The following is a 22387-nucleotide window of genomic DNA, read 5'->3' on the forward strand; positions in this document are numbered from 1 at the left end:
ATTGCTGAAAAATCTGCTGGTGGCTCGACAAGAAGGCCTTGTCGGCGGGTGTTGTCAAGATTTCACAACACTTTCTCATTGGGCATGCAGATGCCTCAAGTCCGCGGCCAACGGTCGGCGGGACGTCCCGCGTGTTTGTGCAACGAGGCTGATCGGCCGCAATCTGGCAAACGCATCGTCGGGAACTCAGCTGGTCACGTTAAAATGGGCTATCGATAAGCTACCGCTGTGCTCAACCATGAAAAAGACAGATGCGTCGATGATAGTGCCATCCGAAACAAGACAATACATCAATCATTTGGGCGGCACATTCTCAGGCCCACGCGAAACCTTGGTTGCCATATTGAATCCACACGTGGCGAACTGGTTAAAAGCGAAAACAGCGCGTACCAAACAGAGACTCGCTGCGCTTAATTTACTGAAATGCTACAACCCGGATTGCGACATTCCTGATGAGCAGATCACATCCTTCGATACAGCGCATCCCGTGGGTAGATCCAGGCCGCAAATTATTCGCGAAGCCATTGATGCATTGAACCCTGTCGAAGCAGGTGATAAAGACATGGGTCTCAAGGATTGCGATATAGCTGCGGTCCTCAGAAAAGCTAGAGAGTTGCATCTGGAAATGCTGATCACTTTTCTCTGCAACGCGTGCAATAGAAATCACCATAATTTATCGATTGACAAGATCCCGTCCAAAATTCTCAGTGAGTGGATTTCCGAAAGTAGCAAGACACCGGGCCGCTAGAAAGATGCGTGGGCGGACGATCCGCCAGGCGAAACCGGATGTTTCCTTCGTCTCCGCCAAGGACCTGCCTTGTCCGATCGATCGGCACGCGACAAGCTAATCGGTGCGGTATCGGCCTGGCACAAACGTCACGCCGATCTGTTGCCGGAAAATGCGCGGGTGCGGCAAGAAATACAGGCCGAGGCCTATGCTCCGACCGCTCCTCCGGGCCTGAAAGCCGAATTCGATGAGATGTTCGACAAACGCATGCCGCAGCAGGTAGAGAGCGACTACAAGAAACTGCTACCGCCAGGGTCATCAAATGGCTGGGCCAGCAAGGCTTTCGTATGTGGTGCGAACGCAGGCATCATCGAACATGGTCAATATGACCTGGAGCGTTTCGATCCGCAGGTAGCGGCCTATTTGCGCAAGCGGATCGCAGCGATGCGAAGCGGCACTGCAACGAACCCTTGAGGCGAAGCTGGCAGCGGAAAGCGGCTTTTCTTTCGCGGGTCAGCTGTCCACCTGCGGCGCCACCGGAAGCGGTTTTTGTCAGGCAGCTTGTAGCAATCTGATCGAATAAAAAAAGCCACGCGCCTCCCGGCAGCGTGGCTTTTCTCTTGAGAGACGACGCTTATTGGGCGTTCATTTCCTTCAGCAGGTTATCCGCCTTGTCGACATGCTTCATGTTCCACAGGATGTAGCGGATGTCGACCTGGATGTCGCGGGTGTTGGCGGCGTTGAAGTCCCAGTCCGAGATGATCGAATCGAGGGTGCCGTCGAAGGCCAGGCCGATCAGCTCGCCGCGCTTGTTCAGCGCTGCCGAACCCGAGTTGCCGCCGGTGATGTCCAGCGTCGCCAGGTAGTTCACGGGAACCGTTTTCAAGGCAGGATCGACGAACTTGCCGAAGTCCTTGGCTTTGATCGCGGCCAGCTGGGCGGCCGGTGCATTGAACTCGCCTTCGCCGGTGTGTTTCGCAACCACGCCCTTGACGGTGGTGAACGCAGTCCAGGAACCGGTGCCGTCGGCGCCGTGGTCGCGGCCGGCGATCTTGCCGAAGGTAACGCGCAGGGTGCCGTTGGCGTCCGGGTAGACAGCTTGGCCCTTGCTGTTCATGTAGGCGATCTTCGCCTTCATGTAGCCCGAGTAGGACTTCTGGATCTTGCCAGCGAGCTCTTCCTCTTTGGCTTCGTCCTTCAGGTCGGCCTCATACATGGCAACGGCGGCCTTGATGAAGCTGTCGTTGCTGGCCTTGAACTCGGCCGGGGTCTTCTTCAGCCAGGCGGTGCGCTCTTCCTTGTTGGCCAGTTTCGAACCGGCGTAGACCTTGTCGATCGCCGCCTTCAGCTCGTCCTGGCTCATGCCGGCGCGGATGCCGAGGGCGCTGTTGAAGGACGTGTCCTGTTCCTTGGCCGGCTGGGCCAGGTACTTGGTGAGGAAGTGCAGCACCAGCGCCTTGTCGACTTTTTCGTCGTAGGTGCGGTCCTGGCCGGTGATGACGGAAGTCAGGCGCGCCATGTCGCGTTCCTGGTAACCCGCTTTACGGGCGGCGTCCGGCTTGGTGCGCTCGTTGGCCAGGCGGTACAGCGAACGTGCCGAGCTCAGGAACTTCGGCTGGGCGTAACCCAGGTAGAAGCCTTCCTTGGCATGGGCATCGCGCTCGGCGATCAGTTTTTCGACGGCGTCGATGTCGCCGGCGAACTGCTTCTTGCGGGCGGCGTCGCCGTTCACCCAGGTCTTGAGCGCATTGTGTTCGGCGCTCTTGCGTGCCAGGAAGTCGCTGTCTCCGTAGGAGGTCAGCATGCCCTTGCGGTTCTTGTAGTAGTTGTTGACGTTGGCGATCTGGCCGGCGTACTTCAGCTTGGCGGCAGGATCGTTCTTCGTCTCGCGCTCGATGATGGCAAGCACGTCGCCCGACGCTTGCACGAAGGCCGGGTAGTTCCACTCGAAGGTGGACGCGACTTCCGACGGCAGGCGGTGGCGGTTGGTGCGGCCTGGATAGCCGACGACCATGATGAAATCGCCTTCTTTCGAGCCTTCGCTGGCGATTTTCAGGTGGTGCTTCGGCACGTAGGGGACGTTATCAAGCGCGTAGTCGGCGGCCTTGCCGTCGCGGCTCACGTAGGCGCGGTAGAAACCGTAGTCGCCGGTGTGGCGCGGCCACATCCAGTTATCGGTGTCGCCGCCGAATTTGCCGACGCCCGACGGCGGTGCGTGCACCAGGCGCACGTCGCGGATTTCCAGCTGTTTCAGGCGATAGAACTCGAGGCCGCCGTAGTAGCTGGCCACGGTGCAGCGGTAGCCGGCTTCCTTCTCGCAGGCGGCGACCATTTCCTTTTGATTCTTTTCGATGGCGTCGATGCGGGCCTTGCCGGTCAGCCTGGCGACTTTCTTGTCGATGATCTGGTCGGTGACGTTGGCCACTTCCTCGGTGACGAACACGCGGCTGCCTGGGGCGGCCGGCAGTTCCTCGCCCAGGGTCTTGGCCAGGAAGCCATTCGCCAGCAGGTCGCGCTCGGGCGTCGAGTTGACGGCGACGCTATTGTAGACGCAGTGGTGGTTGGTGACGACCAGGCCTTGCGGCGAGACGAACGAGGCCGAGCAACCGCCCAGGCTGACGACGGCGCCCATCGGGAATTCGGTCAGTTTGGTGAGCGTGGCCGGGTCGAGTTCGAGGCCGGCGGCTTTCAGTTGCTGGGCTACTTGTGGCAGCTGCTGCGGCATCCACATGCCTTCGTCCGCTTGTGCGGCGAAGCTGGTGAGGATGGCGAGCGAGAGGAGGGTCTTTTTCATTCGCGTTCGGTCAGAAGATTATCGGAGTGTTCGGGAAAAGCACCCGAGAGTATCCGTAATCCGCTGTTGGCTCGTCAACCGTTATTATTTCCCGCCGCCTGCGCCAGGGGATAAAGCTGTCTTTACAACTGCGAGCCAAACAGCGAGAAGATCTCGCTTCCCAGTTTTTCGATCCACGACCGGTCGCGCCACTGTTCCAGCGTGATCGGGCGCGCCCGGCGCCAGTCCTCCTCGAAAATTGCCACTTGCGCTCGTGCGAAATCGGGATCAAGGATGTTCAGGTTGGCTTCGTCGTTGATACTGAACGAGCGGTTGTCGAAATTGGTGGAACCGACCGAGACCATCAGCGAGTCGACGACCAGGCTTTTCACGTGGTACATCGTCGGCTGGTATTCGGCGATCTGGATACCTGCTTCGAGCAGCGGGCCCCAGCGTTCGCGTGAGGCCTGGCGTACCGCTTCGGCGTCGATCTTGGTACCGGGTGTAATGATGCGGATGCGCACGCCCCGTTTGGCCGCCGCGGTCAGGGCGCGGATGGCCAGGTCGTCCGGCACGAAATACGAGGCCGACAAATCGATCGACTTGCGTGCAGCGGTGATGGCCAATAAATACATCAGGTGCATGCTGTCGCTACCGCCGGTGGGCGAGCTGGAAAACATCTGCGCCGGCATGGAGCCATGCGCTTCCAGTGGCGGAAAATACGCGGGGCCGTCGAGCACGACCCCGGTGGCCTTGGTCCAGTTATCGGTAAACACGGCCTGGATCTGGCCTACTACCGGCCCCTGGATGCGGAAATGGGTGTCGCGCCAGTGGTCGGCGTCCTGCGCATTCCCGCGCCATTGGTCGGCAATGCCGACGCCGCCGGTGAAGCCGATGCGGCCATCGATGACCAGCAGTTTTCGGTGGGTACGGTTATTCAGGCGTGCCAGCTTCCACCAGACGGGCTTGTGATAGCGCTGCACTTGCACCCCTGCATCGCGCATGCGCTGGATGGCCGCGTCATCCATTTTCATGCTGCCGACGAAATCCAGCATCAAATGAACCTTGACGCCGGCACGTGCGCGTTCGGCAAGCGCTTCGGAAAATGCATGGCCGATCGACTCGGACCAGTAGATATAGGTCTCGAACGTGATCGTCTGTTTCGCCCCCCGGATTGCTTCCAGCATGGCCGGGAAGATCTGGTCTCCGTTGAGCAGGGTGTCGATCTGGTTGCCTTCGATAATCGGCGGACCCAGCAGTACGCCCATGGAGCGGCGGAACTGCGGGTCGGCGACATCGTACTGGTGTTTCAGCTGGGTCTCGATCTGCTTCTCGCTCGGCATGAAATTGAGTGCGAGAAAACCCGCGATGAGCGTGAGCAGGCAGGTGACGATCGAGATGGTGACGGGCTTGGCGCGCATGACACTTCCAGGCAAAAAAAAACCAACGCGTGGAAGCGTTGGTTATGAGGGCTTACCACTTATTGCTTTGATTAACGCACCCGGCCGCGACGCAGCAGGTTGACGATAGCCAGCAGAATGACAGCACCCAGGAACGAGACCAGCAGCGAGGAAACGCTGAAGTCGTCTGAATTGATGGTACCGGAACCAAACAGTGGCGACAGCAGCCAGCCGCCCAGGAATGCACCGATGATACCAACGACGACGTTCAGAATCATGCCTTGTTCTGCGTCGGTTTTCATGACCATGCTGGCGAGCCAGCCCAGGATACCACCCACAACGATCCAGATAATGAAGAGCATTTTGATTCCTCCTTTAGTGAAAAAAACCTACCGGGGACCAATTGATTGCCTTGGCCATGTGAAAAAGTCTACGGACCTACAGCACAGCGGGTCGGTGCGGCAACGAACGTTAGACGACGAATCTGCATGTCGCGTTCAATGCGTGTTTTTTAGCGCACATTGCATGCATTTGATTGCCATTTGGAATGTCCTGGAGTGGGTGCGTCAGCGTACAGAAGAGCATGGATGAGGGGCATATTGTTCGACCACTGGCAACCCCAAGGACGCCTAGCCAAGCCCTCGGCGGCGCGTTGCAGGGTCGCGCCGTATGGCGCACCGTCGTTGCCGATGCGCCTTGTCGAGGATTTTGTTAGGCGCCCTATGTTGCAGGACCTGATCGCACCACGAACCTTTGAAAGGGATACGTCATGAGCTACAACTCGAACAACCAGAATTCGCGCATGGTTACCGGTCTGTTCCCGGACCGCGCCAGCGCCGAACGTGCATACGGCACCGTGTCGGACCGTGGATACTCCAAGGACGACGTCAACCTGATGATGTCGGACTCGACCCGCAAGACCCATTTTGGCGATACCGATACTGAACTGGGCAGCAAGGCTGCCGAAGGCGCGGGCATCGGCGCCGGCATCGGCGGCACCATCGGCGCCGTCCTGGCCGGTATCGCCGCCGTCGGCACCACCCCGGTGCTGCCTGGATTCGGCCTGGTCGTGGCAGGTCCTCTGGCAGCGGCGCTGGCCGGTGCCGGCGCAGGCGGCATCACCGGTGACCTGATCGGCGCACTGATCGGTGCCGGCATCCCTGAAGAGCGCGCTGCGCACTATGAAGAAGGCATCAAGAGCGGCGGCATCGTGATGGGCGTGCATGCCCGTTCGGACGAAGACGCTGCCCACTTCGAGCGTTCGTTCAACGAACACGGCGCTTCGCACGTGATCGGTACCGGTGTCGGCGCCGTCGGCGGTGCGCTCGCTGGTGCCGCGATCGGCTCGGCAGCCGGTCCGGTCGGTACCGTTGCCGGTGCCGCCATCGGTGGTATCACCGGCGGCATGGCTGGCAAGGGCGCCGGCGAAGTCATCAATCAAAAGGCGGTGACGACCTCTCGCAGCATCACCGGCCAAGGGCGTTGGCGCCGGTGCCGGTGCCGCCGCCGGTGCGGCTGCCGGTACCGTTGCCGGTCCGATCGGCATGGCAGCCGGCGCGATTGTCGGTGGCCTGGCGGGCGGTGCTGCCGGCCGCGGCGCGGGCGAAGTCGTCAATCCGAAAGGCGATGACCGCCTGGACGAACACAACCTGGCGCAAGGCGTCGGCGGCGCCGGTGGCGCAATGGCCGGTGCCTCGGTCGGCGCAGTCGGCGGCCCGGTGGGCATGGCCGCTGGTGCCGTCATCGGCGGCCTGGCTGGCGGTGCAGCCGGCAAGGGCACGGGCGAAGTCGTCAACTCGAAGCCGGGCGACGAACTGCACGACCATAACCTGGCCAAGGGCGTCGGTGCCGGTGGCGGTGCTGCCGCTGGTGCCTCGATCGGCGCCGTTGGCGGTCCGATCGGCGCGGTCGTTGGCGCGGGCATCGGTGCCGCGGTCGGCGGCATGGCCGGCAAGGGCGTGGGCGGCATGGTCAACCCTGCCCAGGAAGACGCACACTGGCGCGACAACTACCAGACCCAGTCGCACTACACCCCGGGCTACACCTACGACGACTACCAGCCGGCCTATGCGCTGGGCTACAACGGCAAGAGCCGCTATCCAGGCAGCTACGACCAGAACGAGATGCACCTGGCCGACGAGTGGAACACCACGAAAGGCAAATCGCGCCTGTCGTGGGACCAGGCCAAGGTGGCCAGCCGCGCTGCCTGGGACAAGGTCGAGCGCGCCATTCCAGGCGACTCGGACCGTGACGGCCGTTAATTCGACCGATTGAGTTTCTCGATGTAAAAAGCCCCGCTGCCGGAAGGTAGCGGGGCTTTTTGTTTGGGGTTCGCAATCGCCAGTCCGCGGCAGATACTGTAGGGTGGGCTCTTGAGCCCACGCGGACGATGCATGTCGCTGACAGCGCAGGCAACAGCCCCAGTAAGGCATGCAAACGCTTGTGGGGCTGTTGCCTGTACCGCTAGCAGCACGCAACATCCGCGTGGGCATGAATGCCCACCCTACGGACTGGTGCTGGAACCGCAGTTGGGTTTCCTACCGCCAGTCCGCGGCCTCGACCGTAGGGTGGGCTCTTGAGCCCACGCGGACGATGCATGTCGCTGACAGCGCAGGTAACAGTCCCAGCAAGGCATGCAAACGCTTGTGGGGGTGTTGCCTGTACCGCTAGCAGCACGCAGGATCCGCGTGGGCATGAATGCCCACCCTACCGTGTCCGCCGCTGACTACGGCCACAAAAACCTTATTGCTTGATGGCCTCGACCTGGATCGCCAGTTTGACTTCCGGCGAGAAGCGCGGCAGGCCGACGTTGACACCGTAGTCGCTGCGCTGGAAGGTGGCCGAAGCGTCGGCGCCGCAGACTTCGCGCTTGAGCATCGGGTGGTCGATGCACTTGAACTTGTTGATGGTGAGGGTCAGCGGCTTGGTCACGCCGTGCAGGGTGAAGTCGCCGTCGACGGCCACCGGCGTGTCGCCGTTGAAGCGGATCTTGTTGCCCTTGAAGGTGGCGGTCGGGTACTTGGCGACGTCGAAGATGTCCGGCTTGCGGGCATGTTCGTTCATTTTTTCGTGGCCGAAATCGACGCTGTTCATGTCGACCGTGATGTCGACGCTGCCCGTTTTCGCGGCACGGTCGATCACGATGCTGCCGTCGGTCTTGGTGAACTTGCCACGCCAGACCGAAATGCCCATGTGGTCGGCTTCGAAGCTCGGGTAGGTGTGGCCCGGCTCGATCTTGTAGGTATCGGCCGCGGCGCAGGCCATGCCGGCGCTGGTGGCGAGGGTGGCGGCGATCAGGAGCTTGAATTTCATCGTGGTGGTATCCCTTGTTGGTGTGATTATTGGCCCGCAGCGATGCGGAACTTGATGACAACTTCGTCGGCGACCATGCTCGTGTCTTTCCACTCGCCCTCACCGATGTTGAAAGCCAGCCGACGGATCGGTAACTGTCCCTCGAACACTTGTTTGCCTGCTTCGGTCTTCACCGTCAGCGGAAAATTCACGTCGGAAGTTTTCCCCTTGAGCGTCAGCTTGCCGGCCACGTTCAGCTTGCCCGGACCGGCTGACTTGATCGCGGTCGAGACAAAGCTCGCTTTCGGGAACTGCGCCGTATTGAACCACTCTTTCTTGGCAACCTCGCGATTGTATTCGGCGTCGCCCAGGTCCATGCTGGCCGTCAGGATCTCGACGACCGCTTTCGATGCTTCCGGGCGCGCCGCATCGTAGTCGATGTTGGCGGTGAAGGACTTGAATTTCGCTTCGACCGGCACGTTCATCTGCTTGAATACGGCGGCGACGCTGCTCCTGGCCGGGTCGGTCTTGAGTGCGGCGGCGGTGGCGAATGCGCCGGCGAGGGCGCTGGCGAACAGCGAAGCGGCTACGAGGGCACGCAGGGGTTTCATCGCAACTCCTTGATGTGGAACGACTGGATATTAGTGGGCACGGCCGGGCAGCATGCGCTGCATGACCCCGTCGCGGTCCACCAGCAGGTGCTTGAACGCGGCCAGCACGTGCAGGACGACCAGGCCGGCGAGCAGCATGTTGAGCCAGTAGTGCAGGGCGCCGAGCACCGGTTTCAGGGCCGGATCGGCATCGATCAGGGCCGGCAGCGGAAACAGGCCGAAATATACCACCGGCACGCCGGCAGACAAGCTGTAGAAATAACCCGACAGCGGCACCGCGAACATCAACAGGTATAGCAGGCCGTGCAGCGCGCCGGCCGCCTTGCGCTGCCAGGCAATCATCGGGTCGGGATAGGCCGGCGGCGTCCTGCGCAGGCGCCACAACAGGCGCAGCGCGGCCAGCGCCAGTACCGTCACCCCGGCCCACTTGTGCCAGGAAAAATAGCGCAGCTTGGTGGGCGTCAGCCCCGGAATGTCCGTCATCACCAGGCCGAGCGTGAAGGTGGCGACGATCAGGACGGCAATCAGCCAGTGCAGGGCAATGGCAATGGGAGAGTAGCGCTGCATGCTTGATCAGGTGGGGTTTGGTTCTGGTTAGAACCAAACTATAGCAAAAAGCACCAGCCGATGTTCACCTGCCGGTTATTTCTTTTTCTACAGCAGCACCGGTTGTTAAACGTGCACAGCCGCCTGGGCCGCGCAGGTAAAATCGCGATATAGCGCGTCCATCGAACGCAGGGGCTGCCCGCACAGTGTTGAGGAACTGTATGCACAATTGTTACCCGAGTCTGCCGCGGCCACGCATGCTGGCCTTGCTGCTTGCCTGCGTCTTTGCCGGCGCCGCCCAGGCCGAGGAGCCGCAGCCCGCCGCGCCGCAGGGCGCTGACTTTGCGGACCTGTCGATCGAGGAACTCGCCAACATCCAGGTGACCTCGGTGTCGAAGAAGCCGGAGCGCCTGCTCGATGCGCCTGCCTCGGTGTTCGTCATCACCGCCGACGACATCCGCCGTTCCGGCGCCGCCACCTTGCCGGAGGTGTTACGCCTGGCTCCCAATTTGCAGGTAGCGCAGGTCAATGGCGCGGGCTATGCGATCACGGCACGCGGCCTGAATGGCGGCGGCAATAGCGCTCCGAACAAGCTGCTGGTGCTGATCGACGGGCGTTCGATCTATACCCCGCTGTTTTCCGGCGTGTTCTGGGACGTGCAGGATCTGATGCTGGAAGACGTCGAACGCATCGAGGTGATCAGCGGCCCCGGCGGTACGCTGTGGGGTGTGAATGCGGTCAACGGCGTCATCAACATCACGACCCGCGCGGCGCGCGACACGCAGGGCAGCCTGGCGGTGCTGCGCGGTGCCAGCGACGGCGCGGACATCGCGTTCCGCCAGGGCGGACGCCGTGGCGAGGATAGCTGGCGTGTGTACGGCAAGGTGCAGGGGCGCGCGCATACGGAACTGGCGAGCGGTGCAGCCGTCGACGACGCCTGGCAGTCGGGGCAGCTGGGCTTTCGTGCCGACTGGGAGCGCGGTGCCGACCGGTTCAGCCTGAACGGCAACGCCAACCGCGGTGCCTTTGACCAGCCGGCGCCGGGTACCATCGCCGTTGGCGGCACCAATCCCGTGCTCGGCACGGTGGACACGCGCGGCCTGAACCTGACGGGCCGCTGGGAGCATGCGCTGCAAGGCGGTGGCGGTCTCAACCTGCAGCTGTATTACGACTATACCCGGCGCGAAGTGCCGCCGACCTTTACCGAATCGCTCGACATTGTCGATCTGCAGTTCCAGCACACGCTGGCGCCTGTTGGCGCCCACAGCATTGCCTGGGGTGCGAATTATCGCTACAGCTGGGATCGCGTGCAGGGCAGCGACTATATCGCCTTCCTGCCCGAACGGCTGAACCAGACCTGGCTGAGCCTGTTCGCACAGGACGAGATCACGCTCACGCCGACACTGCGCGCGACGCTAGGGGCGCGCGTCGAACGCAACGACTACACGGGGACCGAATTCCTGCCAAGCGCGCGCCTGTCATGGAGCGCGGCACCTGGCCATGCATTCTGGGCGGCGGCCTCGCGTGCCGTGCGCGCGCCCTCGCGTCTCGACGCCGATGCCTACATCCCCGGCCGCCCGCCCTATATCCTGGAAGGCGGCACGCGCGTGCGCTCCGAGGTGGCGAAGGTGTTCGAGCTGGGCTATCGCGGCCAGCCCTTGCCGCGCCTGTCGTACTCGGCAACCGTGTTCTATAACGATTACGATCACTTGCGCACCCAGGAGCTGGCGCCGAGCCGAACCATGGTCGATTTCGCCAACCTGATGAAGGGGCATGCGCTCGGTATCGAAATGTGGGGCAACTTCCAGGCAAGCTCGTCCTGGCGCCTCACGGGCGGCTGGATGGCCATGCGCGAACGCATGCAGCTCAAGCCCGGCAGCAACGATGCCGCCGGCCTGCTCCGTACCGGTTTCGACCCGTCGCACAGCCTGCAGTTGCGTTCCACCTACAGCATCGACGCAACGCGTGAAGTCGAGCTCGGCCTGCGCAGGGTAGGCGCACTCGATATCGGACCGGTGCCGTCCTATACCGCACTGGACGCGCGTTTCGGCTGGCGCCTGCGGCCCGATCTCGAGCTCTCGATCGCCGGAAGGAACCTGAATGGCACCCACGCCGAATACGGCGGCGTCACCACGCGCTCGGAAGCGCCGCGCACGGTGGCGGTCAAGCTGGTGTGGCAGCGGTGACGGGTAAAAAAAGCCCACGCCATTGCGGCGTGGGCTGTCAGCCAGCGAAACGCGACATCAAATCGCTTTGGCCAGCTCCGCCGCCAGGCCGATGTAGTTCGCCGGCGTCATCTGCAGCAGCAGGTCCTTGGCGTCCTGGGGAATGGCCAGCGTCCTGACGAATTCCTGCAGGGCGTCGCGGGTAATGCCCTTGCCGCGGGTCAGTTCTTTCAGCTGCTCGTACGGGTTTTCGATGCCGTAGCGACGCATCACGGTCTGCACCGGCTCGGCCAGCACTTCCCAGTTCGCGTCCAGGTCCGCTTCGAGGCGGGCGGCGTTCACTTCCAGCTTGTTCAGGCCGCGCAGGCAGCTGTCGTAGGCCAGCAGGGCGTAGCCGAAGCCGACGCCAATGTTGCGCAATACGGTCGAATCGGTCAGGTCGCGCTGCATGCGCGAGACCGGCAGCTTGTCGGCCATGTGGCGCAGCACGGCATTGGCCAGGCCCAGGTTGCCTTCGGAATTCTCGAAGTCGATCGGGTTGACTTTATGCGGCATGGTCGACGAGCCGATTTCGCCGGCGCGCAGTTTCTGCTTGAAGTAGCCCAGCGAGACATAGGTCCAGATGTCGCGGTTCAGGTCGAGCAGGATGGTGTTGGCGCGCGCGATGGCGTCGAACATCTCGGCCATGTAGTCGTGCGGCTCGATCTGGATGGTGTACGGATTGAAGGTCAAGCCCAGGCGCGATTCGATCACGTCTTTCGAGAACGCCGGCCAGTCGAAGCCCGGGTAGGCCGACAGGTGGGCGTTGTAGTTGCCGACCGCGCCATTCATCTTGCCCAGGATCTCGACGTCGGCGATGCGTTTGACGGCGCGTTGCAGGCGCGCGACGACGTTGGCGAATTCCTTGCCCAGCGTGGTCGGGCTGGCGGTCTGGCCGTGGGTGCGCGAGAGCATTGGCAGCGCCGCATTCGTGTGCGCGATCTCGGTCAGCCTGGCGATGATGTTCTGCAGGGCCGGCAGCATTACGCCGTCGCGCGCCGCCTTCAGCATCATGCCGTGGCTGGTATTGTTGATGTCTTCCGAGGTGCAGCCGAAGTGGATGAATTCCGATGCCGCCACCAGCTCCGGCACGTCCTTCACCTGTTCCTTCAGCCAGTACTCGACCGCCTTGACGTCGTGGTTGGTGACGGCCTCGATTTCCTTGATGCGGGCGGCGTCGCTTTCGCTGAAATCGGCCGCCAGTTTGTCGAGGTAAGCACTCGCTTCGCTGGAAAAGGGCTTGATCTCGGCAAAGCCCGCCAGCGCCAGCGCCTGCAGCCACGCGATTTCGACCTTCACGCGGTGGTGCATGAAGCCGGCTTCGGACAGGATCGGGCGCAGCTTGTCGGTCTTGGCGGCATAGCGGCCGTCGAGCGGCGACAGGGCCGACAGGGAAGAAAGTGGGGCGGTAGCGGTCATGGCGGGCGGTCCGTGCAAAAACGCGGATTTTACCACTTGCGGGCTTGTCAAGCCTTGTTGTGGACACAGCAAAACCGGCTCGCATGGCCGGATTCGGGCACTCGGCCGATGTTATACTCTTATTGAATTCCTCTTTCCGAGCATCTATGAAACTCATCGGTTCGAACACCAGTCCCTATGTGCGCAAGGTCCGCGTCGTCATGGCGGAAAAGAAGCTCGACTACTCGTTCGAGCTCGACAACGTGTGGAGCGCCGAAACCCAGGTGCACCTGTCGAACCCGCTGGGCAAGGTGCCTTGCCTGGTGATGGAAGACGGCAGCACCATCTACGACTCGCGCGTCATCGCCGAATACCTCGATACCCTCACGCCTGTGTGCAAGCTGCTGCCCGCCACGAACGGGCGCGACCGCGCCGACGTGAAGGTGTGGGAAGCGCTGGCCGACGGCGTCCTCGATGCCGCCGTGCTGGTGCGCCTGGAAAAAACGCTGCGCCCGCAAGAGCAGCAAAGCTCGCAATGGATCGCCCGCCAGCTGGGCAAGGTGCACGCCGGCCTGCAAGTCATGTCCGACAAGCTCGGCGAGCAGCCTTTCTGCATGGGCAAGGCCTACACGCTGGCCGACGTCGCGGTCGGCTGCGCACTCGGCTGGCTGAGCTTCCGCTTCCCGGAAATCGGCTGGCGCGCCGACTATCCCAACCTGGCCCGCCTGGCTGACAAGCTGAACGAACGCGCCTCCTTCAAGGACACCGTGCCCTTCGAGGCATGAACCCTGCCGGCAATGCGGTAGGCGCGGTCGCAACGGTCGTCTATGGCGAAGCCCTGGTCGACGACTTCGCCACCGAGCAGGTCGTCGGCGGCGCGCCTTTCAATGTGGCGCGCCACCTGGCCGCCTTCATGGCGCCCAGCCTGATGATCACGCGCGTCGGCAACGACCGCAACGGCGACATCATCCGCGCCGAATTCGAGCGCTTTGCCATGTCGCAGGCCGGCCTTCAGGTGGATGCGATCGAAGAAACCGGCCGCGTGCTGGTCGAGCGCACCCCGAAAGGCCACCGCTTCGTCATCGTGCCGCACCAGGCCTACGATGTCATCGAACCCGAGGCGGCGCTGGCGGCCATGGCGGGCCTCAGCCCGGACACGATCTATTTCGGCACGCTCGCCCAGCGCGGCGAGCGCTCGCGCAGCGCGCTCAGGACGGTGCTGGCGGCCAGCGCTGCCACCCGCTTCCTTGACCTGAACCTGCGCGACGGCCAGGTCGAGCGCCGCGTCGTGCTCGATTCGCTGCATGCGGCCGACATCGCCAAGCTCAACGAGGAAGAATTGCAGACGCTGCTCGAGTGGACTTTCCAGTACGGGCCAGGCGACCCTCCGCTGGCACCGGGCGACACGCGCTCGGCCTGCGCCGCACTGGTAAAAATGTTCGGCCTGCAGGCGATGGTCGTCACGCTCGGCCACCGCGGCTCGGTCTATTTCGGCGCCGACGGCAGCACGGTCGACACCCGCGACACCCCGGCGCCGCCCTATGTCATCGACACGGTGGGCGCAGGCGACGCCTTTTCCGCCATTTTCCTGCTGGGCCGCCTGCGCGGCTGGCCGCTCGAACGCACGCTGGCACGCGCCAACGCCTTTGCCGGCGCCATCTGCGCCATCCCCGGCGCCGTCCCGCGCGACCTGGGCTTCTACGACGGCTGGGTAGCGCGCTGGCGGTAAAACGGTGATCGGAGTAACGTAGCGTGGACGGGTTTCCCGTCCACGCGTTCAATCCCCGTATGCATCAATGCGAGGTTTCGCGGGCCGGTTGAGCATCTGAAGGCGTGAAGGGCGCGCGTCGTTCGGCGTTGTAGGGTGGGCGCCCCGTGCCCACGCAGTGCGGACGTCGGGACTCCAATGGCATGGACGCTTTTCTTCGATGACAGGTCAGCGATCCATGTCGTCTGTACGGCATTTTGTGCTTTCACGGCGTGGGCCCGGGGCGCCCACCCTACGTTCAGAACCCGAAGCTCTCGCCCATCCCCAGCAGCGTCGCAATTCCCAGCCCCGCGAAAATCAGCGCCGCGATCCCGTGCACCAGCGTCAGCGGAATCCGGTTGGCGATGCGCTCGCCGAAATACACGGCCGGCACGTTCGCCAGCATCATGCCGAAGGTGGTGCCGGCGACGACCCAGGCCATCTCGGTGTAGCGCGCCGCCAGGGCCACGGTGGCCACCTGCGTCTTGTCTCCCATCTCGGCGATGAAGAACGCGAGCACGGTCGTGGTGAACACGCCGAATTTCGCCAGCGAAGCTTCGGTCTCGTCGATTTCGTCGGGAATCATGGTCCACACCGCCATGCCGAGGAAGGACAGGCCCAGCACCCAGCGCATCACCTGGGGCCCGAGCAGCTCGCTGACGAGGGCGCCGACGGCGGCGGCAAAGGCGTGGTTCAGGAGCGTCGCGACAAAGATGCCGCAGACGATGGGCAGCGGCCGGCGAAAGCGGGCGGCGAGCAAAAAGGCGAGGAGCTGCGTCTTGTCGCCGATTTCGGCGAGGGCGACGATGCCGGTTGCGACCAGAAAGGCATCCATAGTACTGCTGGCAAAGGGCGGATCATAACAGACTCGCCTACGCGAACCGCCCAGGCACGCGGCCGGGACTCGCTTTCGCCCGGCCGCGGGAAGTGCTATTCTGCTCGCGCCCTTCCGGCCCAGCCATTCACAGCGACGATCCAATGCACACCCGACCCCTCCTGCGCGCCAGCCTGTGCGCCATCCTCGGCGCAGCCGGCGGCAGCGCCTTCGCCGGCGACCCCCTGAGCTATGCCAATATCGACCAGGTGCGCACGCGCGCCCTCCACCTCGACCTGAAAGCCGACTTCACGAAGAAGACCCTGTCCGGACACGCCGAGCTGACGCTCGACTGGCTCGACAAGACCGCGCGCCGGCTCGACCTCGACACGCGCGAACTGACGATCGCGAAGATCGAAGCCCAGGACGCGCGCGGGCGCTGGGCGCCGGTGAAGTATGCGCTCGACGCCTTCGACTCCGAAAAAGGCCAGGCCCTGCACATCGACCTCGCCACCCAGGCGCCGAAGGTGCGTATTTACTACCGCACCGCGCCCACCGCCAGCGCCCTGCAGTGGCTGACCCCGGCGCAAACCCTGTCGGGCAAGCGCCCCTTCATGTTCAGCCAGTCGGAAACGATCAACGCGCGCTCCTGGGTGCCGGTGCAGGACACGCCCTCGATGCGCTTCACCTACACGGCGCGCATCCAGGCCCCGACCGGCCTGCGCGTCGTGATGAGCGCCGATAACGACCCGAAGGCTACCGGCAAAGGCGGCTGGAAGTTCAACATGCCGCAGCCGATTCCCTCCTACCTGCTGGCGATCGGCATCGGCGAGCTGGAGGCGCGCACCCTGGGCGGGCGCACCGGCGTCTACGCCGAGCCGGGCCGCATCGGCGCCGCAGCCTACGAATTCGCCGACACCGAGAAGATGGTCGCCGCCGCCGAATCGCTGTACGGTCCGTATCGCTGGGGGCGCTACGACATGCTGGTGTTGCCGCCTTCGTTCCCGATCGGCGGCATGGAAAACCCGCGCCTGACCTTCCTCACCCCGACCATGATCGCGGGCGACCGCAGCCTGGTCGACCTGATTGCCCATGAACTGGCGCACAGCTGGTCGGGCAACCTGGTGACCAACGCTTCGTGGAAGCACTGGTGGCTCAACGAAGGATTTACCACCTATGTGACGACGCGCATCCTGGAAGTGCTGTACGGCGAGGAAGTGGCGACCATGAACCTGCAGCTCGAGCAGGAAGAGGCGATCGAATCGCTGAAGGACATCCCGCAAGCGAAGCAGGCGCTGCTCACGCGCGACCCCGATACGGGGTCAAGCACCTACACCGATGAAGGCCTGGCTTACCCGAAAGGCGCCTGGCTGCTGCGCACCCTCGAGGGGCGCGCCGGCCGCGCCGTGTTCGACCCTTTCCTGCGTGGCTGGTTCGACAGGCATGCCTTCCAGAGCGTGACGACCGAGCAGTTCGTGGCCTACCTGCGCAGCAATCTGCTGGCGCAGCACCCCGAGGTGATGAGCGAAGCGGAACTGGGCGAGTGGCTGCACGGCGCCGGCATTCCGGCGGGCGCGCAGCACGCGAAGTCGCAGCGCCTGGTGGCGCTGGATGCGACCACCACCGCCTGGCTGAAGGGCGAGCTGACGACCGCGCAGCTCGACACGAAAGCCTGGACGGCGCTGGAGTGGATGAAGTTCCTGAACGATATCGACAAGGAGGCGGACAAGGCGCGCCTGCAGCAGCTCGACGCGGCTTTCGGCCTGGCGAAAAGCAGCAACGACGAAGTGGCCTTCCGCTTCCACCGCGCCGCCATCCACGCCGGCTACCGCGAAGTGCGTCCGCAGCTGCAAGCCTTCCTGATGCGCGTCGGCCGCCAGAAGTTCGTGGTGCCGCTGTACACGGCGCTGCGCGCGAACCTTGACGACCGCGCCTGGGCCGAGAACCTCTACAAATCTGCGCGCGAGCGCTATCACCCCGAAACGCAAACCAGCGTCGACAAGCTCATAAGGCAGCGTTGACAAACCTACTGCGCGTCGGATCTTTGGCCTGCGATGCTCGCTGTACGCTTGTACAGCTGCGCTTCTCGGCCAAACCTCCTTCCGCTCGCTACGGTTTCTCAACGCTGCGATGCGCTAACAAGATTCAAACGAAGGTCGAACCGACCGAAAGCAAAGGAAATCAAGAGTGCAACACATGAAACGCATTGCAGCCGCGATCCTGATCGCGTTTTCCAGCGCCGGCGCCAACGCTTGGGCCGAGACACCGGCGGCCCCCGCGGCCGAACCGGCCGTCGCATCGAGCTTCGACCTCGAGCAGGACGTCACCCGCGTGATGAAAGCCTTCGACGTGCCGGGCATCGCGATCGCCATCGTCAAGGACGGGCAGGTCGTGGCCGCGCAGGGCTTCGGCGTGCGCAAGCTCGGCGAGCCGGCCAGGGTCGACGGCCAGACCCTGTTCGAGATCGCCTCGAACTCGAAGGCCTTCACGGCAGCGGCCCTGGCGATGCTGGTCGACGAAGGCAAGCTGAAGTGGGACGACCCGGTCGTGAAACACCTGCCGGACTTCCAGATGTACGACGCCTACGTGACGCGCGAGATGACGGTGCGCGACCTGCTGACCCACCGCAGTGGCCTCGGACTCGGTGCCGGCGACCTGCTGTGGTGGCCGACCACGACCTTCACCACCGACGAGATCATCGAGCGCCTCCGCTACATCAAGCCGGCCACGAGTTTCCGCAGCAGCTATGCCTACGACAATCTGCTGTACATCGTGGCGGGCAAGATCATCGCCCAGAAGTCGGGACAATCCTGGGGCGATACCGTGCGCGAGCGCATCCTCAACCCCATCGGCATGACCGGTACCACTACCAGCCTGGCGGAAAACGCTGGCAAGCCAAATGCGTCGAACGCGCACAGCAAGATCAACGACAAAATCGCCGCCGTCAAATCGATGCCGGTGGCGAATGCGGTCGGCGCGGTGGGCATCAACACGAATGCCGAGGACATCGCGCGCTGGATGAAGGTGTTGCTCGATGGCGGCGTGGTGGAAGGCAAGCAGGGCGCGGACGGCAAACCGCTCCGCTTGTGGAGCGAAGCGCAGTCGCGCGAGATGTGGACGGCGCAGACGCCGATGAAGATCAACACGCCGAAGCCGCCGCTGGCTGCGACCAAGCCGAATTTCTATGCCTACGGCCTGGGCTTCCAGCTGCGCGACTACCGTGGCCAGCTGGTGGCCATGCACGGCGGCGCGCTGCAGGGCTTCTATTCGCGCGTGCTGCTGGTGCCGGAATCGAAGCTGGGCATCGCGATCCTCACCAATGCGGAGAGCGGCGGTTCGCTGAGCGCGCTGCAGTATCGCCTGCTCGACCAGTACATGAGCGGATCGACGCCGACCGACTGGATCAAGCTGGTCGCGGATATCGAAGACGAGATGCATGCCAAGGAGCTGGCACGCCTGAAGGGAGAGTCGAAGACCCGTGCGGCGGCATCGAAACCGTCGCTTCCGCTGGCGTCCTACGAAGGCCAGTACCAGGATCCGTGGTACGGCACCGCCACCGTCAAGCGCAATGGCAGCAAGCTGACGATGTCGTTCTCGCGCACGCCGGACCTGACCGGCGAGATGGAGCACTACCAGCACGACACCTTCATCGTGCGCTGGAAGGAGCGTAACTTCAACGCCGACTCGTATGCCACCTTCTCGCTCGACCACGACGGCAGTATCGCGAGCATGAAGATGAAGGCGGTGTCGACCGAGACCGACTTCAGCTACGACTTCCATGATCTGCTGTTCACGCCGGTGAAGGCGAAAGAGAAGCAATAACGAAAACGGGGCCGCTGGCCCCGATTATTGCGAACGCCCTTGATGTAGGGTGGGCGCCCCGTGCCCACGCTGTAGGGTACGCAAAGCGATCGATATTGCCACGGCGCCGGTACAAGGTGACGATGTACCGCGTGGGCACAGGGCGCCCACCCTACGATTCCAACGTTGGCGGTGACCGGAGGCCGTAGGGTGGGCGCCCCGTGCCCACGCGGACCGGCGATTATCGTTTCACGAACTTCAAAGTCATGCGGTCGCTCTCGCCAATGGCAACGTACTTCTCGCGATCCTTGTCCTTGTTCGCCAGCACCGGCGGCAGCGTCCACACGCCTTTTTCGTGATCCGCCTTGTCCTTCGGATTGGCGTTGACTTCCGACTTGGCCGCCAGCTTGAAGCCCGCGCTTTCCGCCATCTTGATCACATAGGCCTCATGCACGTAGCCGCTCGAGGCCTTGTCGTCCTGCTTCATCGAAGCTGGCAGGCGGTGGTCGACCACGCCCAGCACGCCGCCTGGTTTGAGCACCTTGTAGATTTCCTTGAAGGTTTTGGCAACCGCCTCGTCGCCGTTTCCCACCCAGTTGTGCAGGTTGCGGAAGGTGAGGACCATGTCGGCGCTATTGGCCGGGGCGATCTCGTAACGGGTCGGCGGCTCGAACACGGCAGGGACGGCCTTGTCGAACAGCGCCGGGTTGGAGTCGAGCTTCTTCCTGAACGCCGCGCCATAGCGCTTGCCCGGTTCGATCGCCTCGCCCGCGCCGATGTACTTGCCCTTCTCGCGCAGGTAGGGCGCCAGGATCTCGGTGTACCAGCCGCCAGACGGCACCAGCTCGACCACCGTCATGTTCGGCTTGATGCCGAAGAAGGTGAGGGTCTCGTAGGGGTGGCGGTATCCGTCGCGCTTGGCGTTGTCGGCGCGGTGCTCGCCGGCGATGACGGCTTTCAGGGCGTCGTCGGCGTGGGCGACGCCGGTGGCACCGGCGGCGCTCACGGCCAGCAGCGTGGCCAGGATCAGTCGTTTCATGGGGTCTCCGTTGGTTGTCTGGCGCCGACCCGGATGGCCGCCGCCGTTGCGCCTGATGATCGAACAAGCAACTTTGCACGTCAAGCGAAGAAGTGCATGGCCTGTCCGTCCCTTGTCCGCGCGGACAGGCGGACACCCCGCGGACACCCTTGTGCATACCGCCTCCCGCACGTCCTCCAGCGCTGTCACTGCCATGCCACAAGGGGCGTATGTACACATTGCGCTGGTACAAAGATTGCCTATTCAAATACTTGAGTTGCTGCTAATGTTGAGCGGTTTGCCGCGCGCATGGGTCTGGCGGCGACCACGCGTCCTACATATACATATGCGGCACTGCCGGTGTGCGCGCCGCCCCAAGGCAGGTCGAATCAGCAGCTTGAATTCAGGAGACAACATGGAACGTCGTACCTTTCTCAACATCGGCACCGTGGCGTTCGGGTCGATGCTCATCCCGGTGGCCGGACGTGCGATCGCGGCCGAAGAACTGCTGAGCCCGATGGCCGTCGCCGCCAAGAAGGCGCTGGCCGACACCGCGCTCAACGCCGCCACCAAGGCCGGCGCTTCCTACTGCGACGTGCGCATCGGCCGCTACCTGAACCAGTTCGTCACCACGCGCGACCTGAACGTCGAAAACGTCGTCAATACCGAATCGGCCGGCGTCGGCGTGCGCGTGATCTGCAACGGCGCCTATGGCTTTGCCGCCACTTCCGACATGACGCCGGACGGCATCGCCAACGCGGCGCGCCAGGCAGTCGCGATCGCGAAGGCCAACGCCAGGCTGCAGAGCGAACCGATCCAGCTGGCGCCGGTGAAGGGCGTGGGCGAGGTGAGCTGGGCGACGCCGATCAAGAAGGACTGGCGCAGCGTGCCGATCAAGGAAAAGGCCGAACTCCTGATCGCCGCCAACAAGGCCGGCATGGACGGCGGCGCCAACTTCATGCAGTCGATGCTGTTCCAGGTGAACCAGCAGAAGTACTTCGCTTCCACCGACGGTTCCTACATCGACCAGGACCTGCACCGCCTGTGGGCGCCGATCACCGCCACCGCGGTCGACAAGACCAGCGGCAAATTCCGCTCGCGCAGCGGCCTGGCCGCACCGGTCGGCATGGGCTACGAATACCTCGACGCCCGCCCGGAGCACAAGATCAAGGCTGCCGGCGGCGTCGCCACGCTCTACACCAAGTCCTACGACATCGTCGAGGATGCGCGCGCGGCCGGCCGCGACGCCAAGCGCAAGCTGACCGCGAAATCGGTCACCCCGGGCAAGTACGACCTGATGCTCTCGCCGGAGCACCTGTACCTGACGATCCACGAATCGGTCGGCCACCCGACGGAACTGGACCGCGTGCTGGGCTTTGAGGCCAACTACGCCGGCACCAGCTTCGCCACGCTGGACAAATGGCAGTCGAAGAAATTCAAGTACGGCTCGCCGATCGTGAACATCGTCGCCGACAAGACCACGCCGGGTTCCCTGGGCGCGGTCGGCTACGACGACGAAGGCGTCAAGACCAAAGAGTGGAACATCATCAAGGACGGCATCCTGGTGAACTACCAGGCGACGCGCGACCAGGCCCACATCATCGGCGAGAAGGAGTCGCACGGCTGTTCGTATGCGGACTCGTGGAGCAACGTGCAGTTCCAGCGCATGCCGAACGTCTCGCTCGCCGCCGGCAAGAAGAAGCTCACCCCGGACGAGATGGTCAAGGACATCAAGAAGGGCATCTACATCGTCGGCGAAGGCTCGTTCTCGATCGACCAGCAGCGCTACAATTTCCAGTTCGGCGGCACCCTGTTCTACGAGATCAAGGACGGCAAGATCGGCGACATGCTGGAAGACGTGGCCTACCAGGCCAATACCCAGGAATTCTGGAATGCCTGCAGCGCCATCTGCGACGAGCGCGACTGGCGCATGGGCGGTTCCTTCTTCGACGGCAAAGGCCAGCCGCCGCAGATCAGCATTGTCTCGCACGGCTCCTCGACCTCGCGCTTCAACGGCATCAACGTGATCAATACCGCTCGCAAGATCGGTTAAGGCA

General features: G+C 63.3%; 19 protein-coding genes. 10 read left to right on the forward strand and 9 right to left on the reverse strand.

All coding sequences use genetic code 11. The annotated features are described in order from the left end of the window. Positions 1-238 precede the first annotated feature (238 nt). Positions 239-748, forward strand: a complete 510-nt coding sequence (locus tag G4G31_RS05790; protein ID WP_182990664.1) for a hypothetical protein — start codon at positions 239-241, stop codon at positions 746-748. Positions 749-817: 69 nt separating this feature from the next. After that, positions 818-1201 carry a hypothetical protein gene (locus G4G31_RS05795; RefSeq protein ID WP_182990665.1) on the forward strand — a complete coding sequence of 128 codons (384 nt, stop codon included), beginning with the start codon at positions 818-820 and terminating at the stop codon, positions 1199-1201. Positions 1202-1361: 160 nt separating this feature from the next. Here the strand turns inward: G4G31_RS05795 and G4G31_RS05800 are convergent, their stop codons facing one another. The 3 genes from G4G31_RS05800 to G4G31_RS05810 all read right to left on the reverse strand — a co-directional run bounded on the left by G4G31_RS05800 (position 1362) and on the right by G4G31_RS05810 (position 5262). After that, positions 1362-3521 carry a S46 family peptidase gene (locus G4G31_RS05800; RefSeq protein WP_182990666.1) on the reverse strand — a complete coding sequence of 720 codons (2160 nt, stop codon included), beginning with the start codon at positions 3519-3521 and terminating at the stop codon, positions 1362-1364. Positions 3522-3643: 122 nt separating this feature from the next. Beyond that, entirely contained in the window at positions 3644-4921 is a 1278-nt protein-coding gene (locus G4G31_RS05805) for a phosphatidylserine/phosphatidylglycerophosphate/cardiolipin synthase family protein (protein ID WP_374011275.1), read from the reverse strand. Positions 4922-4992: 71 nt separating this feature from the next. After that, complete coding sequence (locus tag G4G31_RS05810; protein ID WP_091876165.1) at positions 4993-5262, reverse strand: GlsB/YeaQ/YmgE family stress response membrane protein; 270 nt, start codon at positions 5260-5262, stop codon at positions 4993-4995. 407 nt (positions 5263-5669) lie between these two features. On the opposite strand from G4G31_RS05810, the gene G4G31_RS05815 reads away from it, so the two are divergent. Next, positions 5670-6530 carry a hypothetical protein gene (locus G4G31_RS05815; protein WP_229425395.1) on the forward strand — a complete coding sequence of 287 codons (861 nt, stop codon included), beginning with the start codon at positions 5670-5672 and terminating at the stop codon, positions 6528-6530. Continuing rightward, a complete protein-coding gene (locus G4G31_RS05820) occupies positions 6445-7161 on the forward strand; it encodes a hypothetical protein (protein WP_182990667.1) in 717 nt (238 codons plus the stop codon). Before G4G31_RS05815 ends, G4G31_RS05820 begins: the two co-directional genes overlap by 86 nt. Positions 7162-7642: 481 nt before the next feature. Here the strand turns inward: G4G31_RS05820 and G4G31_RS05825 are convergent, their stop codons facing one another. From G4G31_RS05825 to G4G31_RS05835, 3 genes are read right to left on the reverse strand one after another with little or no spacing between them, the layout of a single operon-like run. Further along, on the reverse strand, positions 7643-8212 hold the full coding sequence (locus G4G31_RS05825; RefSeq protein WP_182990668.1) for a YceI family protein: 570 nt from the start codon (positions 8210-8212) through the stop codon (positions 7643-7645). Between the two features lie 26 nt (positions 8213-8238). Continuing rightward, positions 8239-8802: a YceI family protein gene (locus G4G31_RS05830; RefSeq protein WP_182990669.1), complete on the reverse strand. Its 564-nt coding sequence runs from the start codon at positions 8800-8802 to the stop codon at positions 8239-8241. A gap of 30 nt (positions 8803-8832) precedes the next feature. Further along, positions 8833-9369: a cytochrome b gene (locus tag G4G31_RS05835; RefSeq protein WP_182990670.1), complete on the reverse strand. Its 537-nt coding sequence runs from the start codon at positions 9367-9369 to the stop codon at positions 8833-8835. Positions 9370-9605: 236 nt separating this feature from the next. On the opposite strand from G4G31_RS05835, the gene G4G31_RS05840 reads away from it, so the two are divergent. Continuing rightward, positions 9606-11534, forward strand: a complete 1929-nt coding sequence (locus tag G4G31_RS05840; RefSeq protein ID WP_229425396.1) for a TonB-dependent siderophore receptor — start codon at positions 9606-9608, stop codon at positions 11532-11534. 57 nt (positions 11535-11591) lie between these two features. Here the strand turns inward: G4G31_RS05840 and purB are convergent, their stop codons facing one another. Beyond that, positions 11592-12971: an adenylosuccinate lyase gene (purB, locus tag G4G31_RS05845; RefSeq protein WP_182990672.1), complete on the reverse strand. Its 1380-nt coding sequence runs from the start codon at positions 12969-12971 to the stop codon at positions 11592-11594. A 146-nt stretch (positions 12972-13117) separates the two neighbouring features. Here purB and G4G31_RS05850 point away from each other — a divergent pair, with 146 nt between their 5' ends. Both G4G31_RS05850 and G4G31_RS05855 read left to right on the forward strand, forming a co-directional pair. After that, entirely contained in the window at positions 13118-13735 is a 618-nt protein-coding gene (locus G4G31_RS05850) for a glutathione S-transferase N-terminal domain-containing protein (protein WP_182990673.1), read from the forward strand. Beyond that, complete coding sequence (locus G4G31_RS05855) at positions 13732-14679, forward strand: PfkB family carbohydrate kinase (RefSeq protein ID WP_182990674.1); 948 nt, start codon at positions 13732-13734, stop codon at positions 14677-14679. The genes G4G31_RS05850 and G4G31_RS05855 overlap by 4 nt, the downstream gene beginning before the upstream one ends. Before the next feature lie 277 nt (positions 14680-14956). Here the strand turns inward: G4G31_RS05855 and G4G31_RS05860 are convergent, their stop codons facing one another. After that, the gene (locus tag G4G31_RS05860; RefSeq protein WP_182990675.1) at positions 14957-15532 is read right to left on the reverse strand and encodes a TMEM165/GDT1 family protein; all 576 of its coding nucleotides are present in this window, start codon (positions 15530-15532) and stop codon (positions 14957-14959) included. Between the two features lie 143 nt (positions 15533-15675). Here G4G31_RS05860 and G4G31_RS05865 point away from each other — a divergent pair, with 143 nt between their 5' ends. Together G4G31_RS05865 and G4G31_RS05870 are read left to right on the forward strand one after the other, a co-directional pair. After that, complete coding sequence (locus G4G31_RS05865; RefSeq protein WP_182990676.1) at positions 15676-17532, forward strand: M1 family metallopeptidase; 1857 nt, start codon at positions 15676-15678, stop codon at positions 17530-17532. A 175-nt stretch (positions 17533-17707) separates the two neighbouring features. After that, positions 17708-19333: a serine hydrolase gene (locus G4G31_RS05870; RefSeq protein WP_182990677.1), complete on the forward strand. Its 1626-nt coding sequence runs from the start codon at positions 17708-17710 to the stop codon at positions 19331-19333. Positions 19334-19553: 220 nt separating this feature from the next. Here G4G31_RS05870 and G4G31_RS05875 read toward each other — a convergent pair whose 3' ends face one another. Further along, positions 19554-20351 carry a class I SAM-dependent methyltransferase gene (locus G4G31_RS05875; protein ID WP_182990678.1) on the reverse strand — a complete coding sequence of 266 codons (798 nt, stop codon included), beginning with the start codon at positions 20349-20351 and terminating at the stop codon, positions 19554-19556. A 394-nt stretch (positions 20352-20745) separates the two neighbouring features. On the opposite strand from G4G31_RS05875, the gene G4G31_RS05880 reads away from it, so the two are divergent. Next, on the forward strand, positions 20746-22383 hold the full coding sequence (locus G4G31_RS05880) for a TldD/PmbA family protein (protein ID WP_182990679.1): 1638 nt from the start codon (positions 20746-20748) through the stop codon (positions 22381-22383). Positions 22384-22387: the final 4 nt, after the last annotated feature.

Origin of the sequence: Massilia sp. Se16.2.3, assembly GCF_014171595.1 — a bacterium.
Classification (GTDB): domain Bacteria; phylum Pseudomonadota; class Gammaproteobacteria; order Burkholderiales; family Burkholderiaceae_D; genus Telluria.